The sequence below is a fragment of the Amorphus orientalis genome, from assembly GCF_030814015.1.
Taxonomy (GTDB): domain Bacteria; phylum Pseudomonadota; class Alphaproteobacteria; order Rhizobiales; family Amorphaceae; genus Amorphus; species Amorphus orientalis.
In genome coordinates this window covers 457,167-478,331 of record NZ_JAUSUL010000002.1, presented here as the reverse complement: position 1 = coordinate 478,331, position 21,165 = coordinate 457,167, and the positions used below count along the sequence as shown (strand labels likewise).

Here is a 21,165-nt window from a genome sequence, read left to right as displayed (position 1 = left end):
CAACCAAGGCCGACGCGCAGATCTACCTGAGAGACGACGTGAGATATTTTCATCAACCATATGTTTTTAATTAATATTTTTAGAATTAATTAAGCCGATCCGACGGACGGGTCGTCATACCGCGAAACCGCTACCGACGCCGTCCTCAGATTGCCTGCCTGGGACGAGAGCGTGGTGCAGAGCGCCAACCGGCGGCGCAGGCGCGCCCTCCGGACGGGCCGCCCAGAAATGAGGCAGATCCGGTCTGCCTCGGAAACACCACAGTTGCTTGCGGCTCCTAGACAAATGGGCTAGGCAATCTCCCGACAATCCACCCATCGCGAGACGTCTTCGTCGTGCGGTGATCGGGCGACAACCGCCCTTTCGCACGGATCGAGGCGCCTGCGATCTTTCAAGACTGGGGTGTGCTTATGGCAGATGGGAAAAACGCGACGCTGAAGATCGGCGACGAGAGCTGGGACTTCCCGGTTCAGTCCGGATCGGTCGGCCCGGACGTGGTCGACATTCAGGCGCTGTACAAGCAGACGGGACGGTTCACCTACGATCCGGGCTTCACGTCCACCGCCTCCTGTGAATCGAAGATCACCTTCATCGATGGCGACGAGGGTGTGCTGCTCTATCGGGGATACCCCATCGACCAGCTCGCCGAGCACGGCGACTTCCTGGAGACCTGCTACCTGCTCCTCTACGGCGATCTGCCGACGTCGGGCCAGAAGGCCGATTTCGTCCAGCGCGTCACCTACCACACGATGATCCATGAGCAGATGAACCGGTTCTTCACCGGTTTCCGCCGGGACGCGCATCCGATGGCGGTCATGACCGGCGTCGTCGGTGCCCTGTCGGCCTTCTATCACGACTCCACCGACATCAACGATCCGCAGCAGCGCATGATCGCCAGCCTTCGCATGATCGCGAAGATGCCGACCATCGCCGCGATGGCCTACAAATACTCGATCGGCCAGCCGTTCGTGTATCCGAGCAACGAGCTCGACTATTCGGCCAACTTCCTGCGGATGTGCTTCGCCGTTCCGTGCGAGGAGTACAAGTTCAACCCGGTGCTCTCCCGGGCCATGGACCGCATCTTCATCCTGCACGCCGACCACGAGCAGAACGCGTCGACCTCGACCGTCCGCCTCGCCGGCTCCTCGGGCGCGAATCCGTTCGCCTGCATCGCCGCCGGCATCGCCTGCCTGTGGGGTCCGGCCCACGGCGGCGCCAACGAGGCCGCGCTCAACATGCTCCATCAGATCGGCTCGGTGGACAAGATCCCCGAGTTCATCGCCCGGGCGAAGGACAAGAACGATCCGTTCCGCCTGATGGGTTTCGGCCACCGGGTCTACAAGAACTACGACCCGCGCGCGAAGATCATGCAGAAGACCTGCCACGAGGTCCTCTCCGAGCTCGGCATCAAGGACGATCCGGCGCTCGACGTGGCGATGGAGCTGGAAAAGATCGCGCTGTCCGACGAGTACTTCATCGAGAAGAAGCTGTACCCGAACATCGACTTCTATTCGGGCATCACGCTGCGCGCTCTCGGCTTCCCGACCACGATGTTCACCGTCCTGTTCGCGCTCGCGCGCACGGTCGGCTGGATCGCCCAGTGGAAGGAAATGGTGGAAGATCCGAACCAGAAGATCGGTCGTCCGCGCCAGCTCTACACCGGCGCCACCCACCGGGACTACGTGCCGATCACCCAGCGCTCGTAATCGGAGCCGGCCGCCCGGCCGGACCCATGCGAAGACGATATCCAAAGCCCGCGGGAGACATTCTCCCGCGGGCTTTTTCATGCGCCGGCGGCAGGCATGCACAACCCGGCCCACCACAAGGGCCTGATCCGGAAGCAGATATGATCTGGAAGCCTCTCAGGAGGCGCTGAGGGCCGGGCGTCCGGTGCGTGCGACCCCAAGGACGGTCCGGGCCGCCGCCTCGCTGGGCAGCGCCCCGTCGTTGAGGCGCATCAGGTCGTGAAGGCGCTCGAAGGCGGCGAGCTGGCGCCGGCGCTCATCGGTGTCGGCAAGAAGCGGCGCGACCGCGTCGGCGAGCTTGTCCGGCGTCACGTCCTCCTCCAGGAAGTCGGGGATCGCATGCCGGAACGCGTCCTGCGTCCGCCCTTCCGCCCCGGCTTTGGATGCCGGCACGCCGCCGCTGCCGTAGTCGAGAATGATGTTCGGAAGCACCATGGTGGTGTAGTTCACGAACGGCACGATCCGGTTCACCGTGCGCAGGAACCGCGAGATGCCGTCCAGCTTGTAGGCGACGGCCATGGGCACGCCGGCGACGGCCAGCTCGAGGGTCACGGTTCCAGACGCCGCGAGTGCCGCCCTGGCCTCGGCGAAGGCCTTCAGCTTGGCCTCGCGTCCGCGGACGACCTCCGGCTTTATCGGCCAGTCCGCGACCTCCGCCTCGATCCTGTCCGCCAGATGGGAGACCGCCGGCAGCACGGGGCGGATCTCCCCGACCCGCTCGGCAATGCGCGCCACCGTCTCCCCGAACGTCGCCAGGAGCGCCCTGACCTCGGACCCGCGGCTGCCGGGCAGGATCAGCAGCACCGGCGGGCCGGATCCGTCGGGGCCCTGCCCGGTCTCCGGCAATTGCGGCAGCAGCGTTTCCAGAACCGGATGGCCGACATAGGTCGTCGTCGGTCCGCCGAGTTCGGCGTGCACACCCGGCTCGAACGGGAGCACCGCCATCAGCCGGTCGACATAGGCGGCCATTGCCCGGGCACGACCCGAGCGCCAGACCCACACCGTCGGGCTCACATAGTCGACGATCGGGATCGAGGGATCGCGGCGGCGCACGCGCCGGGCGACCCGGTGGGTGAAGTCGGGAGCGTCGATGATGACGAGCACGTCGGGTCGGGACGTCACGACCGCCGAAGCGGTCTGGTCGATCCGCGCCAGAAGCTGCGGCAGGCGCCGGATGATGGCGTCTACCCCCATCACCGTGATGTCGGAGAAGGGAAACAGCGGCTCCAGGCCTTCCGCCTGCATGGTCTCGCCGCCGACACCGGTGAAGACGACCCTGCCGTCCGTCTGCGCCTTCAGGGCCGCCATGAGCGCGCCGCCGAGATGATCCCCGCTCGGTTCTCCTGCGATGACGAAGACGTTCAGGGGCCGCTCTGTGGCCGTCATGGGCCCTCCTCGCCGTCGGTTCCGGCGACCAGGAACAGCCGCGCCGCATCCGCGGCCGCAATCGTCCCCTTGCGATCGGCGACGAGTGTCCGGCCGGCCTCCAGGTAGACGCCCGACAGCCGGGCTGCGGCCACGCCGGCGATGGTCGACGCGCCGATGGTGGGCAGTTCGGTTCTGAGATCCTGTCCGGGCTTCGAGCGCTTGACCAGCACACCGCCCTGTTCACGGACGCGGCCGGCCTTGCGCAGCTCGACGACGCGCTCGAGCATCCGGTCGGTGCCTTCCGCCGCCTCGATGGCAACCACCCGCCCCCTGGTGACCACGGCCGCCTGCCCGACGTCATACGGGCCGAGCGCGCCGAGCGCCTTCATGCCCAAGGCGGCATCTGCCAGGTCGTCGGGTTCGGGTTCACAGCGGCCGAGGGTGCCGCTCTTCACCAGGAGCCCTGGCGCGACCTCCGCAATGCCGCGCACGCGAAATCCCTCTTCCTCGACGAGGGCGAGCGCGCGCCGGACCACGCTGTCGTCGCCGCCAACCAGCACCCGCAGGATCTTGGGAACCCGGCGCCATGCGCCTGCGTCCAGACGCATCGCCTTGAAGTCCGGACGGCGCGTGATGGTACCGACGAAAACGACGTCGCGGGCGCCCCGGGCGGTCATGAAGTCGACGGCTCCGCCGACCTGGCCCCACCGGAAGACATGGGCTTCGGGATGGTCCAGCGCGAGGTCCGCTTCGCCGTCGATGCAGGCAAGAACGACCTTCCGTCCCGTGGCCTCGACGGCCTCGGCGACCTCCAGCGGGAGACGCCCGCCCCCCGCCACGATGCCGACCGGACCGGGACCGGCCGGCTCGGCGGGATCGGTCAATTCTGCCCCTGTCCCCATGGCGTGCACAGCGCGCGGTCGCCGCCGGAGCGGATGAAATCGAGGATGAGTTCGACCAGCGGTTCGCCGCCGAACATGTTGGTCACATCCTCGAGCCGCTCCTTGAGGGTGCCTTCGTTGGAAAACAGGTACCGATAGGCCCGGCGCAGGGTGTGGATCTGTTCGCGGTCGAACCCGCGCCGCTTGAGCCCGACGAGATTCAGTCCCATCAGCTTGGCCCGGTTGCCGAACACGTTGCCGAACGGGATCACGTCGTCGCCCACGCCCGTCACGCCGGAGACGAAGGCATGGTCGCCGATGCGGACGAACTGGTGAACAGCCGACCCGCCACCCATGATGACGTGGTCGCCCACCTTCACGTGGCCGCCGAGCATGACGTTGTTGGACAGGATCACGTGCGCACCGACCCGGCAGTCGTGGGCGACGTGACAGGCGACCATCAGGTAACAGTGGTCGCCGACCGTCGTCAGGAGCTCACCGCGCGCCGTCCCGGGATTGATGGTCACGTGCTCCCGGATGATGACGTTCTCGCCGATGACGATCCTGTTGGTCTCGCCCTTGTAGCTGAGATCCTGGGGCGGCGACCCGAGACTGGCGAAGGGATAGATCCTGGTCCCGGCCCCGATCTGGGTCCGGCCTTCGATCACCACGTGCGAGCCGACCCAAACCTGGTCGCCCAGAACCACTTCCGGTCCGACGATCGAATAAGGGCCAATGGAAACGTCCGCGCCGAGCGATGCCGCCTCAGACACGATCGCAGTCGGATGAATGGTCGCCACGTCTCTACTCGTTTACCCGTCGATGATCATGGCGGAGATTTCCGCCTCTGCGACCTTGGTGTCCCCGACCATGCCTACGGCGGAGAATTTCCAGATGTTCTGCCGGTTCTTGATCTTGGTCACGTGATATTCGAGCACATCGCCCGGCACGACCGGCTTGCGGAACTTGGCCCGGTCGATGGTCATGAAATAGACCACCTTCGGCTTGTTCGAGCCGCGTGCGGCCACGCACAGGGCGCCGGCCGTCTGGGCCATTCCCTCCACGATCAGCACACCCGGCATCACCGGCTGACCCGGAAAATGCCCCTGGAAGTGCGGCTCGTTGTAGGTGACGTTCTTGATGCCGATCCCGAACTCGTCCCCTTTCATCTGAACGATGCGATCGACCATCAGAAAGGGGTAGCGATGAGGCAACAGCGCGAGGACCTGCAAGATGTCCGCGGCCTCAAGCGTTGCTCCCTCAATCGGCTCATTCATTCGGCCGTCTCCTCACCCGATGTCTTTCCATCTTCTTTTCGTGCACCGGAGCCGCGCTTGTTGGCAAGAGCGCGCACCGCCATCCGCTCGCGCATCCACCGCCGAAACGGCACCGCCGGATGCCCGAGCCACCGCTCGCCGGCCGGCACGTCGTCATTGACCGCGCTGGTCCCCGCGATCTGGGCACCGGTGCCGATCTTGATGTGCTCACCGACCGCCGCACCGCCGCCGAGGACCACGTAGTCGCCGAGCTCCGCGCTGCCGGAGATGCCGACTTCCGCAACGATCACGCAATGACGCCCGATCACCACGTTGTGGCCGATCTGAACGAGATTGTCGATCTTGCTGCCTTCACCGATCACCGTGTCGCGCAGCGAGCCGCGATCGATCGTGGTGTTGGCACCGATCTCGACGTCGTCCTGCACGATCAACCGGCCGAGCTGCGGGATCTTCATGTGCTTCATGCCCATCGAATAACCGAAGCCGTCCTGGCCCAGCTTGACGCCCGGATGCAGGATCACCCGGTCACCGATGAGCGAAAACTGAAGCACGGATCCAGCCCCTATCCGACAGTTTCGACCGATCCGACAGCTCTGAGCGATCACCGCATTGGGGCCGATCACCGTTCCGGATCCGATCTGCACGTGCGGACCGACAACCGCCCCCGGCTCGACGATCACGCCCGGCTCCAGCTCTGCGGTCTCGTCGACGTGGGCGAATGGGGAAATCCCGTCTACGCCCGTCATCGCCGGCAGCGACACGGCCGCGGGAAACAGCTTGCCCGCCACGGCCGCAAACGCACGATAAGGCGCCCCCGCCGTCAGCACGGCCATGCGTTCGGGCACATGCGGGACGTCCGCCTCGCGGCAGACGACCGCCACGGCCTGGCTTTCAGCCAGCTTCGGCCAGTAGGCCTTGTCCTCGACGAAGGAGAGATCGCCCGTCCCCGCCCGGTCGAGCGCCGCGACGCCGGAAACCGTCGCCTGAGCGTCCCCGCGCACCAGGACGGCACCCGTCAGCGATGCGACCTCATCCAGCGAAAGCGGAACCGGCGGCGCGAAGAAAGAGGGATCGGACATGGGGGCTGAAGCCTCCGCTGGAGTGGGGCCGTCCGCTTCCAGCCGTCGACGACCCACATGCGGACGGTAAGCCTGGCGCCGGTCCCTGCCGCGACAACCCTGTCGGCAGGGAACGGGGTCGGGCGCCTGGAACGGGAGCCGCCCATCATATGCGAGGGTCAGCCGGCGTGTCCGGAAAGGCCCGGTTCGCAAAAAGGGCGCCCGACCATGGGCCGGACGCACCCGAATTCGCAGTCGTCTCGGATCGCGCCGGCTTGACCCGACGGTCCAGCCGGCCCGCGTCCCGGTTGCTAGAACCGGGTGCCGCCGCCGATCCGGAAGATCTGGGTCTCGTCCGCGTCGTTCATGACGATCGGCCAGGCGAAGTCGGCACGAAGCGGACCCAGCGGCGATTTCCAGAGGATACCGAAGCCGGCGGTCCAGCGCAGCTCGAAGTCGTCGGATTCGACCGTGACGCCGCTCGGAACCGCTTCGGGGTCTGCCGCCCAGAGCGAACCCGCGTCGGTGAACACGGCACCCGAGAAGCCGATCTCCTGGGGAATCAGCGGCAGCGGGAACGTCGCTTCGGCGGTACCGGCGATGTAGTACTGGCCGCCCAGCGAGTCACCGGTCGAGGCGTCGCGGGGACCGATACCGGAGGTCTCGAAGCCGCGGATCACCGAGCCGCCGACGAAGTACTGGTCCTGCAGATCGAGACCGTCGTCGCCGATCGACTTGATCATGCCGCCTTCGCCGCGGATCACGCCGACAACGCCCCAGGCCGGGATGACTTCCTTGTAGAAGCGGGCTTCGCCGCTGGTGCGCGAGAAGTGGGTGTCACCGCCGAGGCCGGCCACTTCCTGGGTGAACTTGGCGAAGATGCCGTCCCGCGGGAAGTTGGTGTTGTCGAGGGTGTTGTAGATCAGCGACGCGCCGACCAGCGAGGTCACCGTCGAGCCCTGGGTCTGACAGACCGCATCCGAGATGTAGTTCTGGTTCTGGATGCAGTTCGCTTCCGTCGTGAAGTCCGGGATCGAGATGTCACGGTCGTAGAGGCGGTAGAACGGCTGCAGCGTGGTGTCGTCGTTCAGCGGGAAGCCGAAGCGCAGCGCGCCGCCGGTCAGCGTCTGATCGTAGGACTGGGTCGAGTCGGCGTCGTTCGTCCGGTTGTAGACGTCGAAGCCCGCCGAGATCCGCCGGCCGAGGAAGAACGGCTCGGTGAACGAGAACTCGATGTTGGTCGTGTCCGAACCGCCGCCGACGAGGAACTTCACGTACTGTCCGCGGCCGAGGAAGTTGCGCTCTTCGATGGAGACGTCGCCGATGACACCGTCCGAGGTCGAATAGCCGACGCCGAAGGACACCTTGCCCGTGGGCTTCTCCTCGACGAACACGTTCACGATCACCCGGTCGGGCGCCGAGCCCGGCTCGGTGGTGATGCGGACGGTCTCGAAGAAGCCGAGATCGTTCAGGCGGCGCTCGGCGCGATCCACCAGGATCCGGTTGTAGGCGTCGCCCTCGACGAGATCGAACTCGCGGCGGATGACGTAATCCCGGGTCGAGGTATTGCCGATGATGTTGATGCGCTCGACATAGGCACGCGGCCCCTCGTCGACCTGATAGTCGATGGAGATCGTGTGCTCGTCGAAGTCGCGGCGGCCGCGCGGACGCACCTGGGCAAACGCGTAGCCCTGCTTCGCGGCTTCGATGGTCAGGTTCTCGAGCGACTTCTCGACCAGCTCGGAGGAGTAGACCCGGCCGGACCGGGTCTCGACGCGGCGGCGCAGCTGCTCGGGGTCGAGATTGCTGAGCGTGGTGTCGACCTCGATCTCCCCGAACCGATACTGCGGACCTTCCTCGACGGTGTAGGTGATGAAGAAGGTGTTCCGCTCGCGGTCGAAATCGGCAACCGACGAGATGATCCGGAAGTCGGCATAGCCGTGGTCGTAATAGAAGCGGCGGATCAGTTCCTGGTCGGCGGCGAAGCGGTCCGGATCATAGGTGTCGGTGGTGCGCAGCCAGCCGAGATAGCCGGACTGGCGCGTCTTGATGACGTCGCGCAGACGGCCGTCGGAAAAGTGCTCGTTGCCGATGAAGGTGATGCGGGCGACCTGGGTCTTGCCGCCCTCGTCGATCTCGAACACGAGGTCGACCCGGTTCTGCTGCAGGTCGATGGTCTTCGGCTCGACGCTGGCCTGATAATTGCCGCGACGACGATAGGTCTCGAGAATCCGCTCGACGTCGCTCTGGACGCGCGCGGTCGTCAGCACGGAGCGCTCCTTCGACTGGACCACGCCGGCCAGCGTCTCGTCGGACAGGCCGCGATTGCCCTCGAAGTTCACCCGGTTGATGATCGGGTTTTCCTGAACCGTGACGACCAGGCTGGAGCCGCGCTGGACGATCTGCACGTCGGCGAACAGGCCGGTGGCGAACAGCGACGCGATCGACTCGTCGATGTCGCTCGGGCCGAACGACTCACCCGGCTTGATGGTCAGGTACGCGCGGACGGTCTCCGGATCGACGCGGGTGTTGCCCTGCACCGATATCGAACGGACGACCGCTGCCTCGGCCGGCGAGGCCGACAGGAACGCGAAGGTCGGGATGGCCACGGACGCCACAGCAAACAGCGTGATGGCGAGGGCGAGCTTTCTGATCAAGACGGAACCAGCGTGCATTGCGGGGGATTGGCCCTTTGTGCTCCGCATTTACCGCCGCCTGGGAGCGGCGCCGATACGCGTAACGAAAAGCGATTGCGCTTGGTATTGCAGGCTTTTGGCGCAGAGGCAAGCCGGCCGCCGGGGGCGTTGCCGAGATTCACCGGCAACCGTGTCCCGGGTGCCACGCTCGTTAAGAAATTGCCCGCTGAGCCGGGCTTTGCGCGCCGCGGGAGGACCAACCTGGCGGGCAATACGCGCCCGTTAGGCGGATTTTAATCTTAATGGGCAATTTTTCGGTCGCCTGGGAGCGATTGACCTACCGGACGGACGATTCTCCGCCCGCCGACTGGACCACCGCCGGCGCTTATCCGCCGCGACCGAACATGCGCGGCCGCTGCGCGAGACCCGGATTCGCCGGCTCCGGTCAGGACCCGGCGATCTGTCTTATGTCGTTGAATGTCGCGAAGACCATCAGCATCAGAACCAGCGCCAACCCGATCCGGAATCCGATGTCCTGGGACCGTTCCGACAACGGTCGGCCGCGCGCCGCCTCGATTCCGTAGAAGACCAGATGGCCGCCGTCGAGCATGGGAATCGGCAGAAGGTTGATCAGGCCGATCGAGACCGAAAGGATCGCGGCGAGGTTTATGAGGGCGACGATCCCGATGCTCGCCACCTGCCCCGAGACCTGCGCGACCCGGATGGGACCGCCGAGCTGATCGGGCGATTCCCGCCCGGTCACCACGCCGGATATGTAGGACACCGTCCGGTCCACGATGAACCAGGTCTCCCCCACTCCGGCGGTGAAGGCGGCCGGCAGCGAATAGGTCTTGGTCTCCACCTGGCTGGCGTCGCTCGCCCGGCGTATCCCGAGCACGCCAATGCGGTGCGTGCCTCCGAATCCGTCGGCGACCTCCCGGAATTCCGGCGTGGCCGTCAGATCGATGCGCTCGCCGCCACGCTCAACGGTGAAGGTGAGCGCGCTTTCGCCGCTGCCGGAGACGGCTCGCTGGACGTCGGAGAACGCCTCCACCGTCTGTCCGTCGATGGCAACGATGACGTCACCGGGCTCGAAGCCGGCGACGGCTGCCGGCGACTCCGGCTGCACCTCGTCCACCCGCGCCTGGGTGATCGGGCGCCCGAAGGTGACGAACAGCACCGTGAAGATGGCGATGGCGAGGATGAAGTTGGCAAACGGTCCGGCCGCCACGATGGCAGCCCGTTGCCACACCGGCTTCAGGAAGAAGCTGCCTTCGCGTTCTTCCGGTGACATGCGGGCGATTTCCGCGTGGTCGGGAACGCTGGCGGCATTCTCGTCGCCGGCGAAGCGGACATAGCCGCCGAGCGGAACCGCCGCCACCCGCCATCGCGTACCCTGGCGGTCCTCCCATCCGAACAGCTCCGGGCCGAAGCCGATGGAGAACGTCCGCACGGCGACACCGCACCAGCGGGCCACCAGGAAATGGCCCAGCTCGTGGAAGAAGACGACGATCGTCAGCACGAACAGGAAGGGGATGATGTAGGACAGGATGGTCCCGCCGAATCCGCTGATTAACTCCATCGCCGCTCTCTGAATCCCGTGCGTGTCTGTGTGCGGCCCGGTCCGTGGCGTCAGGCGCCCGTCCCGGCCATGCCTGCGATCGCATCCGTTCCGACCCGCCGCGCATAGGCGTCCAGGCCGGCGACATCGTCGAGGCTTTTCGGTTCGACCAACATATGGTCACGTTCGGCGCAATTAAGAACCCTCTCGATCGTCGCAGCGATCTCCAGGAAGCCGATCCGTCCATCCAGGAACGCCGCCACGGCGACCTCGTTGGCGGCATTGAGGGCCGTCGGCGCCCCCTCCCCGCGTCGAAGCGCCGCCTGCGCCAGCGCCAGGCACTGGAACCGGTCCACATCCGGCGCCTCGAAGCTGAGACTGCCGACCTTCACCAGGTCGAGCGGCTCGACACCCGCCGGCCCGCGGGCGGGCCAGCTGAGGCAATTGGAGATCGGGGTGCGCATGTCCGGGGTCCCGAGCTGCGCCAGACACGAGCCGTCCACATAGCGCACCATGCCGTGGATGATCGACTGCGGGTGAACGACCACCGAGAGCTGATCGGCCGTTATCGGGAACAGGTGGAACGCCTCGATCAGCTCGAGGCCCTTGTTCATCATCGTCGCCGAATCGATCGTGATCTTCGCGCCCATCGACCAGTTGGGATGCTTCAGGGCCTGTTCCGGCCGCGCCGCTGCCATATCGGCCTTCGACCAGGTCCGGAACGGCCCGCCGGACGCCGTCAGCACCACTTCGGCCACAGCCTCGGCCGCGGTGTCCTCGAACACCTGAAAGATGGCGTTGTGTTCCGAATCGACCGGAAGGATGGTCGCACCCGCCCGGCGCGCCTCCTCCATGACCAGCGTGCCCGCCGTCACCAGGCATTCCTTGTTGGCGATCGCGACCCGTCCACCGCGCCGGATGGCCGCGACCGTGGGGGCCAGGCCTGCGGCACCGCTGATCGCGGCGACCACGATATCGGCCGGCATCGTCGCCAGTTCGACAAGGGCGTCCTCGCCGGCCCCCACCTTGATACCCGAGCCGGACAGCACCTCCTTGAGTTCCTCTCCCTTCGCCGCGTCGGCGACGACGGCTCGGCTCGGCCTGTGGGTCCGGCAGAGATCGGCAAGAGCGGACACGCTGCGGTTCGCGGCTATTCCGACCAGTTCGAAGCGGTCCGGGCTGCGGGCGATCACGTCGAGCGTCGCCGCCCCGATGGAGCCTGTCGCACCGAGGACCACGACCCTCTGAGGGGAACTGGATTGCGTCATTGGAAAGCTCCGATCGCCGTCAGCACACCGACGGCCGGCTCAAGCGGGCCATGGACCAGGGACCCGATCACCAGCGCGAGGACGCCGGCGGCAAGCAGACCGTCCACGCGATCCATCAGTCCGCCGTGGCCGGGAATCAGGCGGCTGGAATCCTTGATCCCGAAGCGCCGCTTGGCACCCGATTCGAAGAGGTCGCCCAGCTGCGCGATGGCCGACAGGGCACAGAAGATCAGAACGCCGATGAGCGTCAGCGGCAGTGACAGCCCCAGCGCGAGCAGCGCGCCGGCCGCCGCCGCGGCCACCGCCCCGCCGATCGCGCCTGACCAAGTCTTCTTCGGCGAGACGGCCGGCCACAGCTTCGGCCCGCCGATGGTGCGGCCGACGAAGTAAGCGAAGACATCGGTCGCCCAGCTCACCGCGAACACGAAGAGGATCGCGGCGAATCCGTCGTCGCCGTGGCGCAGCGCTATGAAGGAGACCGTGCCGAAACCCGCATAGGCCAGCCCCCCGGCTGCCCAGAATCGGACGCTGCGGCGGGTCCGTCCGGCTGCGGCAACGGCGGTCACGGCTGCGGCCGTTAGGACGGAACCGACGATCAGAACGAGGGCGGCGAAACCGGCCCCGCGATAGTCGGCCCCGATGCTGGCCGCAACCAGCACCGCCAGCGCAACCGCGAACGCGATCGAGGAGAGCGGAACGGAGATCATGCGGAACCATTCCGCGATAACCACGGCGCCCAGCAGAATCAGACCGGCGGTGAAGTAGGCCTCCCCCGCCCAGGCAAGCACGAGGGCGCCGGGCACCAGAACGGCCGCCGAGAGGACCCGTTGCGCCAGCTCCGCGTGGCGATGCTTCGGCCTGCCGTGCTCGATCGCCACGTCCCGCGCCACCCTCAGCCGCCGCCGGCGTCCGCGGCGACGCTGCCGAACCGCCGGCTCCGGTTGCGGAACTCCGCGATGGCGGAATCGAGGGCGGCCTCGTCGAAATCGGGCCAGTGGACCGGAACGAACACGAACTCCGAATAAGCCGCCTGCCACATGGTGAAGTTCGACAGCCGGCACTCGCCGCTAGTGCGGATGATCATGTCCGGATCCGGCACGCCCGCGGTATCGAGATGGGCGGCGATCATGTCCTCATCGATCGCGTCGGGCGAGACCGCGCCGGTCTGAACGCCCCGGGCGATCGCCTGGCAGGCCCGCACGATCTCGTCGCGTCCGCCGTAATTGAAGGCGACGAACAGCGTCATCCCGGTGTTGCCCCGGGTGGTGTCCTCGGCGTTGCGCAGCAGAGACTCGATCTCCGGCGACAGGTTGTCCCGCCGGCCGATCGGACGGACGCGGACGTTGGCCTGGTGGAGCTCCCTGAGATCCTCCTGGATGAAGCGCCGCAACAGCGCCATCAGGCTCGCGATCTCCTGCGCCGGGCGCGACCAGTTCTCCGAGGAGAAGCTGAACACGGTCAGATAGCGCACGCCCAGTTCACCGGCGTGCCGGACCGCGCGCCTGAGCGCCTCGACACCCTTGCGATGGCCGGCCGCACGCGGCAGTCCCCGCGCCTCGGCCCAGCGACCATTGCCGTCCATGATGATACCGACATGCGCCGGCACCGCAGCGGCGTCGGTCGCGGGACGCTGGCGAAGCTGCGCTTCTCCAAGGGCGCTCATAAAGGGGCCTCGCTTGCAGGTCCGGCGAGCCTAGACCTGCATGATCTCCTGTTCCTTCTGATGCAGGACCTGATCGATCTCCGCGACGGTCTCATCGGTCAGCTTCTGGACCTGGTCGGAATAGGTCCGGCTGTCGTCCTGACCGATCTCACCCTCCTTCTCCAGAAGCTTGACCTCCTCCATGCCGTCACGACGGACATGGCGGACGGAGACCTTCGCCTGCTCGGCGTATTTGTGGGCGACGCGAACGAGTTCCTGACGGCGTTCCTCGTTCAGCTCCGGGATCGGGATCCGCATAAGCTGTCCCTCGACCACCGGATTGAGGCCGAGCGACGACTCGCGGATCGCCTTCTCCACGGCGCCGGCGACGGACCGGTCCCAGACCTGAACCGAAATCAGCCGCGGTTCGGGAACGGAAATGGTCGCCACCTGGTTCAGCGGCATGTGGCTGCCGTACACATCGACCGTGATCGGATCCAGCATGCTGCTGGAGGCGCGCCCGGTGCGCAGCCCCGCGAGATCATGCTTCAGGGAATTCACCGCACCTTTCATGCGGCGTTTCAGGTCGTCGAGATCGAGCGCGGAATCCGCCATTCTTTCCTCTTTTCGGATAGGGCCCGCGGCGAGCGCGTGACTACGCGGCAGGCGCGTCGTCGACGGTGACGAGGGTGGCGCGGCCATTGCCGGATGCGACGGCCACGAATTCCCCCGGCTCACCTATTGAAAAAACGATTACCGGAATCCGGTTGTCCCGAGCAAGGGCGATTGCCGTCGCGTCCATGACCGACAGCCCGTTGGCCAGCACTTCGCGGTGGGTCAGGTGGTCGTAGCGGGTGGCCGACGGATCGGTCTTCGGATCGGCGGAATAGACGCCATCGACCTGCGTCCCCTTCATCACCACGTCGCAGCCCATCTCGACGGCCCGCAGCACGGCGCCGGTATCCGTCGTGAAGTAGGGGTTGCCGGTTCCGCCCGCAAACAGCACCACCTGCCCCGCCTCGAAACTGGCGAGCGCGGCGCGCTGGGTGAAGGTCTCGCAGACGGCCGGCACGGCGAGGGCGGACAGGACCCGGGAAGGAACGTCGCGCACCGCAAGCGCGGCGCTGAGGGCGAGCGCGTTCATCACCGTCGCCAGCATGCCCATGTGGTCACCGCTGACCCGGTCGAGACCGCTGGCCGCGATCTGGGAGCCGCGCACGAAATTGCCGCCGCCCACCACGACACCCACCTGGCCGCCGCGCGCGACGACGTCGCCGATCTCGTCGGCGATCCGCCCGGTGACCTCGGCATCGATACCGAACCCGGCATTCCCTGTCAGCGCTTCGCCCGAAAGCTTGAGGAGGATGCGTCGCCAGGGCAGCTCGGTCGTCATGTGGGTCTCGTCCTGTCTCGGATGCGGCATGCCGGCAAGCGGCTCGTCTTTCGGGCCCCCGCGCGGTCACCCGGCTCGGCGCCGGACATGATCCGGGGTCCACGATACTCTTTGGCAGTCGGAAAACCGCCGGGCAGTCAAAAAAAAGCCCGCCGGGTGACCCCGGCGGGCGATTGTCGGATCAGTTGCCGGCCGCCGCGGCGACCTCGGCGGCAAAGTCCGATTCTTCCTTCTCCACGCCCTCGCCTAGCGCGAAGCGCATGAACGCGACGAGCTTGATCGGAGCGCCGGCCTCGGCCTGGGCCGCCTCGATCGCCTTCTCGACGGTGTTGTCCGGATCGACGACGAAGTTCTGCTTCAGGAGCGCCACTTCCTCGTAGAACTTGCGCAGCCGGCCTTCGACCATCTTCTCGATGATATTCTCCGGCTTGCCCGACTGGCGCGCCTGGTCGGAATAGACCGCCCGCTCGCGCTCGACGACGGCCGGATCGACCTCGTCCGGCGTAACCGCCAGCGGGTTCACGGCCGCCACGTGCATGGCGATCTTCTTGCCCAGGTCGTTGAGGACCTCCGGCTTGCCTTCCGACTCCAGCGCGACCAGCACGCCGAGCTTGCCGAGACCGTCGGCCACGGCGTTGTGGACATAGGTCGCCACCACGCCCGGAGAGACCGACAGGACCGCCACGCGGCGCAGGTTCATGTTCTCGCCGATGGTCGCGATCGATTCGGTGATCTCGTCGGAGATCGAATGGCCAGCCCCCGGCATCGTCGCCGCGAGCAGCGCATCGCGGTCACCCGCCGTCGACAGCGCCTCGGTGGCAATGGTGCGCACGAGCTTCTGGAAGGTCTCGTTGCGGGCCACGAAGTCGGTCTCGGAATTGACCTCGACCAGCGCAGCCGCGCCGTCGCCCTGGGCCACGCCGATCAGGCCTTCGGCGGCAACCCGGTCGGCCTTCTTCGCGGCCTTGGAAAGACCTTTCTTGCGCAGCCAGTCGACTGCCGCTTCCATGTCGCCGCCGGATTCCGTCAGCGCCCGCTTGCAGTCCATCATGCCGGCGCCGGTCTTCTCGCGGAGCTCTTTGACCTCTTGAGCGGAAATGCTCATCGCTGTCCTCGCCTGAGTTGAGTTTCAAGAAAGCTGCGGCCGCAGACGGAATTCACCGGTGGGCTTGGCAGGCCAATCCCGACGGATCTCGTCCGCCCCTGTTGCGGGCGCGAGTTACATGCGCGATCGGCCTCGGGAAGTCGAGACCGATCGCAGAAGATTTGGATCGCGATCGTCGAAACGGAAGGCTCGCGGCAACCGCATCACACGGATCGCCGCCAGGACCCTTCCGGTTCCGAGTTCTTCCCCGAACCCGCTCAGCGGGCTTCGGAGGTCTCCGCGGCCGGCGCTTCGGCGGCCTCGGCCGGTGCCGTGTCGCTGCTCACTTCGCCCAGCGACACTTCTTCCGGCTGCGCCGCTTCCGGCGTTTCCAGAGCCACCTCAGCCTGCGGCTCCTGCTCCTCGCCGACGTCCACGCCCATCGAGCCCTGGGCCCGCGACAGGCCGTCGATGGCGGCGCGGGAGATCAGGTCGCAGTAGAGCGTGATGGCGCGGGCCGCGTCGTCGTTGCCCGGGACCGGATAGGTGATGCCGTCCGGATCGCAGTTGGAATCGACCACGGCCGCGACCGGAATGCCGAGACGGCGGGCTTCCTGGACCGCGATCTGCTCGCGGTTGGTGTCGATGATGAACACCAGGTCCGGGACGCCGCCCATGTCCTTGATGCCGCCGAGGTTCCGCTCCAGCTTCTCACGCTCGCGGTCCATGAAGAGCCGCTCTTTCTTGGTGAGACCCTGGGGGTCGGTAGCGATCAGGTCTTCCAGCTTGCGCAGGCGCTGGATGGAGACGGAGATCGTCTTCCAGTTGGTCAGCATGCCGCCGAGCCAGCGGGCGTTCACGTAGTACTGGGCCGAGCGGCGCGCGGATTCGGCAACGGCCTCCTGCGCGGCACGCTTGGTGCCCACCATCAGCACGCGTCCGCCGCCGGCGACGGTGTCCGACACGGCCTTCAGGGCCTGGTCGAGCATCGGCACGGTCTGCGCGAGGTCGATGATGTGAATGTTGTTGCGCTCGCCGAAGATGTACTGACCCATCTTCGGGTTCCAGCGGTGGGTCTGGTGACCAAAATGGACACCAGCTTCCAGGAGCTGGCGCATAGTGAAATCGGGCAGAGCCATGGCTTGCCTCTCCTCTCGGTTCGATCCGGTTCAGCCTCCGCGGGGTCTGCCGCCGGCCCTTGGCCGAAGCGACACCGGATCCTCAAGGACGCCGACTTGTGACGCCTTCGAGGAGTTCCCCGCGTGTGGAATGGTGCGCGATATAGGGGCTTCGCGCCCGCAAGGCAAGCGTTTCAAGAGCCGAGCAGCGCAGCGACGGGCACCTCGACGTCCGCTCACCCCGGCGAAAGCCGGGGGCCAGGGCGAAAATCTCCCGCGCCGGCCGGTCAAGAGGCGAGTAGCGAAGCGACCGGGACGAAGGAGACCAGGCCGCGCCCGCGCAGCGGTGAGCGAAGCGAACTCGCGTGAGTGGAAAAGACCCACCCTTCCCGCAAAGCCGGACGCGAAACCGGTCCCCACTTTCGCTGGGATCCGTCTCTCTCTTCGCAACGCCCGGGCGGAAAACCGCAAGAGCACTTTTCCTGGCGTTGCTTCAGGCAAACTCCACCTGCACCACGCCCGGAAGCTGCTTCAGGGCGCTGGCGACCGGCGGCGTGACCTGATAGCGGCCCGGCAGCTTGACCTCGACCTCCTGGCGTCCGCCGTCCACCAGAAGCACCAGCGACACGTCGGCGTCGCCGGACTTCGGAAGATGGCGCGACAGGCTCTCCAACGGCGCCGGATCGCGCAGGAAGACCCGGAGCGACCGCTTCAGCCGAAGCGCCGCCTCGTCCAGCGGCTCGACGGACTGGATCCGGGCCGACACCCCCTCTTCCCGCTCTTCCGCGTGGACCATCAGGATCACCGACTGGCCCGGCTCCAGGAGATCGCGGAACTGGGCAAGCCCGTCGGAGAAGATCACCGCCTCGTACTGCCCTGTCGGGTCCGACATGCGCACGATGCCCATCCGGTTGCCGGACCGGGTCCGCCGTTCCTGGCGCTGGGTGACGGTACCGACCAGACGGCCGGCCGTGGCGCCGCGCTTCACCGCCTCCACGAAGGTCGACCACATCTGCACGCGCATGCGCTCCAGCACCTGGCGGTAGTCGTCGAGCGGATGGGCCGACAGATAGAAGCCGATCGCCGCATATTCGCGTTGCAGGGTTTCCGCCGGCGCCCACGGCAGGATGTCCGGCAGTTCCACCGGCTGTGGCTCGCCGCCGAAGAAGTCGTTCTGCCCGGACGCGATCCCGTCGGCGTTGCGGTGGGCGATGCCGAGCACCCGATCCAGTCCTTCCATCAGCCGGGCCCGGTTCGGCTCCAGCGTGTCGAACGCGCCGGCCGTCACCAGGCATTCCAGCCCGCGCTTGTTGGCGATCTTCGGATTGATGCGGTGGGCGAACTCCGTCACGTCGCGGAACGGACGCTCCTCCCGCAGCGCCACGATGTGGTCGACGAGCGGGCGGCCCACGCCCTTGATGGCGTTGAGCGCATAGACGATCGCCCCGTCGGCGACCGAGAAGCTCGCCGACGACTGGTTCACCGAGGGCGGCAGCACCTTGATGCCGAGCCGCATCGCTTCGCGCCGGAAATCCGACAGCTTGTCGGTGTTGCCCATGTCGAGCGTCATGGTCGCCGCCAGGAACTCGACGGGGTAGTTCGCCTTCAGCCAGGCCGTGTGATAGGCGACCAGCGCGTAGGCGGCGGCGTGGGACTTGTTGAAGCCGTAGTTGGCGAACTTGGCAACCAGGTCGAAGATCGTCGAGGCATCCGACTTCTTGACGCCCTGCTCCACCGCGCCGTCCACGAACCGGCCGCGCTGGACGTCCATCTCCGCCTTGATCTTCTTGCCCATCGCCCGGCGCAGAAGGTCTGCGTCGCCGAGCGAATAGCCCGACAGGACCTGGGCGATCTGCATCACCTGCTCCTGGTAGATGATGATCCCGTAGGTCTCCTTCAGGATCGGCTCCAGCAGCGGATGCAGATAGTCGGGCTCCTCCTCGCCGTGCTTGCGGCGGTTGTAGCTCGGGATGTTGTCCATCGGGCCCGGACGATAGAGCGCCACGATGGCAATCAGGTCCTCGAACCGGTCGGGCCGCATGCCGATCAGGGCCTTGCGCATGCCCGCACTTTCCAGCTGGAACACGCCGACCGTCTCGCCGCGCGCCAGCATCTCGTAGGTGGGCGCGTCGTCGAGCGGCAGCGAGTCCAGGTCGACCTCGATGCCGCGCTGGGCGATCAGCTTCACCGCCGTGTCGATCACGGTCAGCGTCTTCAGGCCGAGGAAGTCGAACTTCACCAGCCCGGCCTGCTCGACCCATTTCATGTTGAACTGGGTGACCGGCATGTCGGAGCGCGGATCGCGGTACATCGGGACCAGCTCATCGAGCGGCCGGTCGCCGATCACGATACCCGCGGCATGGGTCGAGGCGTGCCGGTAGAGGCCCTCCAGCTTCATCGCCATGGTCAGGAGCGTGGCGATGATCGGCTCCTCGTCACGCGCCTCCTGCAGCTTCGGCTCGCCGTCCACCGCTTCCTTGAGCGTGACCGGATTGGCCGGGTTCGCCGGCACCAGCTTGCACAGCTTGTCGACCTGACCGTAGGGCAGCTCCAGCACCCGGCCCACGTCGCGCAGCACGGCGCGCGCCTGCAGCGTTCCGAAGGTGATGATCTGGGCAACCTGCTGGTGACCGTACTTGTCCTGGACGTATTCGATCACCTCATCGCGCCGCTCCTGGCAGAAGTCGATGTCGAAGTCCGGCATCGACACGCGCTCGGGGTTGAGGAAGCGCTCGAACAGGAGACCGAACCGCAGCGGGTCAAGGTCGGTGATCGTGAGCGCGTAGGCGACCAGCGACCCGGCACCCGAGCCGCGGCCGGGGCCAACGGGGATCCCCTGCGCCTTGCCCCACTGGATGAAGTCCGCAACGATCAGGAAGTAGCCCGGATATTTCATGCGCTCGATGATGGTGAGCTCATGGTCCAGGCGGGCGTGATAGTCGGCCTCTTCGGTGCCGGGAGCGGGTCCATGGGCAGCCAGCCGGGCCGCCAGCCCGGCAACCGCCTTGTCGCGCAGAGCCTGGGCTTCGGCGGCTTCCGCTTCGGCGGCATCCACGTCATCGCCGGTGGCGAAGCGCGGCAGGATCGGCGGGTGCTTCAGCGGCCGCTGGATGCAGCGCCGGGCGATCTCGACCGTGGAGGCGAGCGCCTCGGGGATGTCGGAGAACAGCTCCATCATCTCCGAGCGCGTCTTGAAATAGTGCTCGGGCGTGAGCTGGCGCCGGTTGTCCTCGTTCAGCCGGCGGCCTTCGGCCACGCAGATCAGGGCGTCATGGGCCTCGAAGTCGCCGCGCGCGGGAAAGAACGCCTCGTTGGTGGCCACCAGCGGAACGCCGGCGTCGTAGGCGAAATCGATGAAGACCGGTTCGCAGGTCGCCTCCTCCGGCAGTCCGTGCCGCTGGAGCTCGCAGTAGAAGCGGTCGCCGAAGGTCTCGGCGAGCCAGTCGAACCGGCGCCGCGCCAGGGCGGCCGTGCTGTGCAGGATCGCCTGTCCGATCGGTCCCCCGACCCCGCCCGACAGGCAGATCAGACCGGCGGCGTGTTCGGCAAGCGCGTCTGCGGGTACATGCGGCCGGGTTCCGGGGACCGGTTCCAGATGCGAGCGGCTAACCAGTTTGACGAGATTGGCATAGCCGGTCGGATCGGCGGCGATCAGCACCAGCGACGGCAGCGTCGTGTCCGCCTGCCGGCGCCGCCCGTCCTCCTCCAGGAAGGCGACCGCGAGCTGGCATCCGACGATCGGCTGGACCCCCTCGCCCGCCGCCTTTTCCGAGAACTCCAGCGCGCCGAACAGATTGCCGGTGTCGGTGATCGCGACGGCCGGCTGCTTGTCCGCCTTGGCGAGCTTGATCAGGTCCTTCAGATGCAGCGCGCCCTCGAGCAGCGAGAACGCCGAGTGAACCCTGAGATGAACGAAGCCGGGTCCGTCCGTGGCATCCATGTCGTCGTGGTCTCCCGCCGGCTGTGTCGCAACGCCCAGTGCCCCGACCGGACTTTGGCCTCCGGACGCGCCCGCGTCGACCGTGCGCGGCGCCCGTCCACAGCCCATCGCCGGAAACGGAATGACGTCTCCCACTTATGCGCCGATTCCGACCGCGCGCGACACCGTCGGCTCACTGGAACCGCGTGAGCGCA

The 21,165-nt window shown here is 66.8% G+C and carries 16 protein-coding genes; 1 reads left to right on the top strand and 15 read right to left on the bottom strand.

What is annotated here, in order from left to right; translation table 11 throughout:
• Nucleotides 1-410: 410 nt before the first annotated feature.
• Nucleotides 411-1,706, top strand: a complete 1,296-nt coding sequence (gene gltA, locus J2S73_RS10035) for a citrate synthase (RefSeq protein ID WP_306885383.1) — start codon at nt 411-413, stop codon at nt 1,704-1,706.
• A gap of 156 nt (nt 1,707-1,862) precedes the next feature.
• Here the strand turns inward: gltA and lpxB are convergent, their stop codons facing one another.
• The 15 genes from lpxB to dnaE form a co-directional block, all read right to left on the bottom strand.
• Entirely contained in the window at nt 1,863-3,131 is a 1,269-nt protein-coding gene (lpxB, locus tag J2S73_RS10030; protein ID WP_306885382.1) for a lipid-A-disaccharide synthase, read from the bottom strand.
• Nucleotides 3,128-3,997, bottom strand: a complete 870-nt coding sequence (locus tag J2S73_RS10025; RefSeq protein WP_306885381.1) for an LpxI family protein — start codon at nt 3,995-3,997, stop codon at nt 3,128-3,130. Before J2S73_RS10025 ends, lpxB begins: the two co-directional genes overlap by 4 nt.
• Complete coding sequence (gene lpxA, locus J2S73_RS10020; RefSeq protein ID WP_306885380.1) at nt 3,994-4,794, bottom strand: acyl-ACP--UDP-N-acetylglucosamine O-acyltransferase; 801 nt, start codon at nt 4,792-4,794, stop codon at nt 3,994-3,996. Before lpxA ends, J2S73_RS10025 begins: the two co-directional genes overlap by 4 nt.
• A gap of 12 nt (nt 4,795-4,806) precedes the next feature.
• Nucleotides 4,807-5,271, bottom strand: a complete 465-nt coding sequence (gene fabZ, locus J2S73_RS10015) for a 3-hydroxyacyl-ACP dehydratase FabZ (protein WP_306885379.1) — start codon at nt 5,269-5,271, stop codon at nt 4,807-4,809.
• Nucleotides 5,268-6,350 (bottom strand): UDP-3-O-(3-hydroxymyristoyl)glucosamine N-acyltransferase, encoded by a 1,083-nt coding sequence (gene lpxD, locus J2S73_RS10010; RefSeq protein WP_306885378.1) that lies wholly within the window; start codon nt 6,348-6,350, stop codon nt 5,268-5,270. Before lpxD ends, fabZ begins: the two co-directional genes overlap by 4 nt.
• 290 nt (nt 6,351-6,640) lie before the next feature.
• Complete coding sequence (gene bamA, locus J2S73_RS10005; protein ID WP_306885376.1) at nt 6,641-8,986, bottom strand: outer membrane protein assembly factor BamA; 2,346 nt, start codon at nt 8,984-8,986, stop codon at nt 6,641-6,643.
• 424 nt (nt 8,987-9,410) lie between these two features.
• On the bottom strand, nt 9,411-10,547 hold the full coding sequence (rseP, locus tag J2S73_RS10000) for an RIP metalloprotease RseP (protein ID WP_306885375.1): 1,137 nt from the start codon (nt 10,545-10,547) through the stop codon (nt 9,411-9,413).
• 50 nt (nt 10,548-10,597) lie between these two features.
• A complete protein-coding gene (locus J2S73_RS09995; RefSeq protein ID WP_306885374.1) occupies nt 10,598-11,794 on the bottom strand; it encodes a 1-deoxy-D-xylulose-5-phosphate reductoisomerase in 1,197 nt (398 codons plus the stop codon).
• A complete protein-coding gene (locus J2S73_RS09990; RefSeq protein ID WP_306885373.1) occupies nt 11,791-12,684 on the bottom strand; it encodes a phosphatidate cytidylyltransferase in 894 nt (297 codons plus the stop codon). Before J2S73_RS09990 ends, J2S73_RS09995 begins: the two co-directional genes overlap by 4 nt.
• Nucleotides 12,685-12,686: 2 nt before the next feature.
• A complete protein-coding gene (locus J2S73_RS09985; protein WP_306885372.1) occupies nt 12,687-13,457 on the bottom strand; it encodes an isoprenyl transferase in 771 nt (256 codons plus the stop codon).
• Between the two features lie 30 nt (nt 13,458-13,487).
• Nucleotides 13,488-14,051 carry a ribosome recycling factor gene (gene frr / locus J2S73_RS09980; protein WP_306885371.1) on the bottom strand — a complete coding sequence of 188 codons (564 nt, stop codon included), beginning with the start codon at nt 14,049-14,051 and terminating at the stop codon, nt 13,488-13,490.
• Between the two features lie 40 nt (nt 14,052-14,091).
• Nucleotides 14,092-14,829: a UMP kinase gene (gene pyrH / locus J2S73_RS09975; RefSeq protein ID WP_306885370.1), complete on the bottom strand. Its 738-nt coding sequence runs from the start codon at nt 14,827-14,829 to the stop codon at nt 14,092-14,094.
• Between the two features lie 181 nt (nt 14,830-15,010).
• A complete protein-coding gene (tsf, locus tag J2S73_RS09970) occupies nt 15,011-15,934 on the bottom strand; it encodes a translation elongation factor Ts (RefSeq protein WP_306885369.1) in 924 nt (307 codons plus the stop codon).
• A 257-nt stretch (nt 15,935-16,191) separates the two neighbouring features.
• Entirely contained in the window at nt 16,192-17,052 is an 861-nt protein-coding gene (gene rpsB, locus J2S73_RS09965) for a 30S ribosomal protein S2 (protein WP_306885368.1), read from the bottom strand.
• 472 nt (nt 17,053-17,524) lie between these two features.
• Nucleotides 17,525-20,971, bottom strand: a complete 3,447-nt coding sequence (gene dnaE, locus J2S73_RS09960; protein WP_306885367.1) for a DNA polymerase III subunit alpha — start codon at nt 20,969-20,971, stop codon at nt 17,525-17,527.
• Between the last annotated feature and the right edge of the window lie 194 nt (nt 20,972-21,165).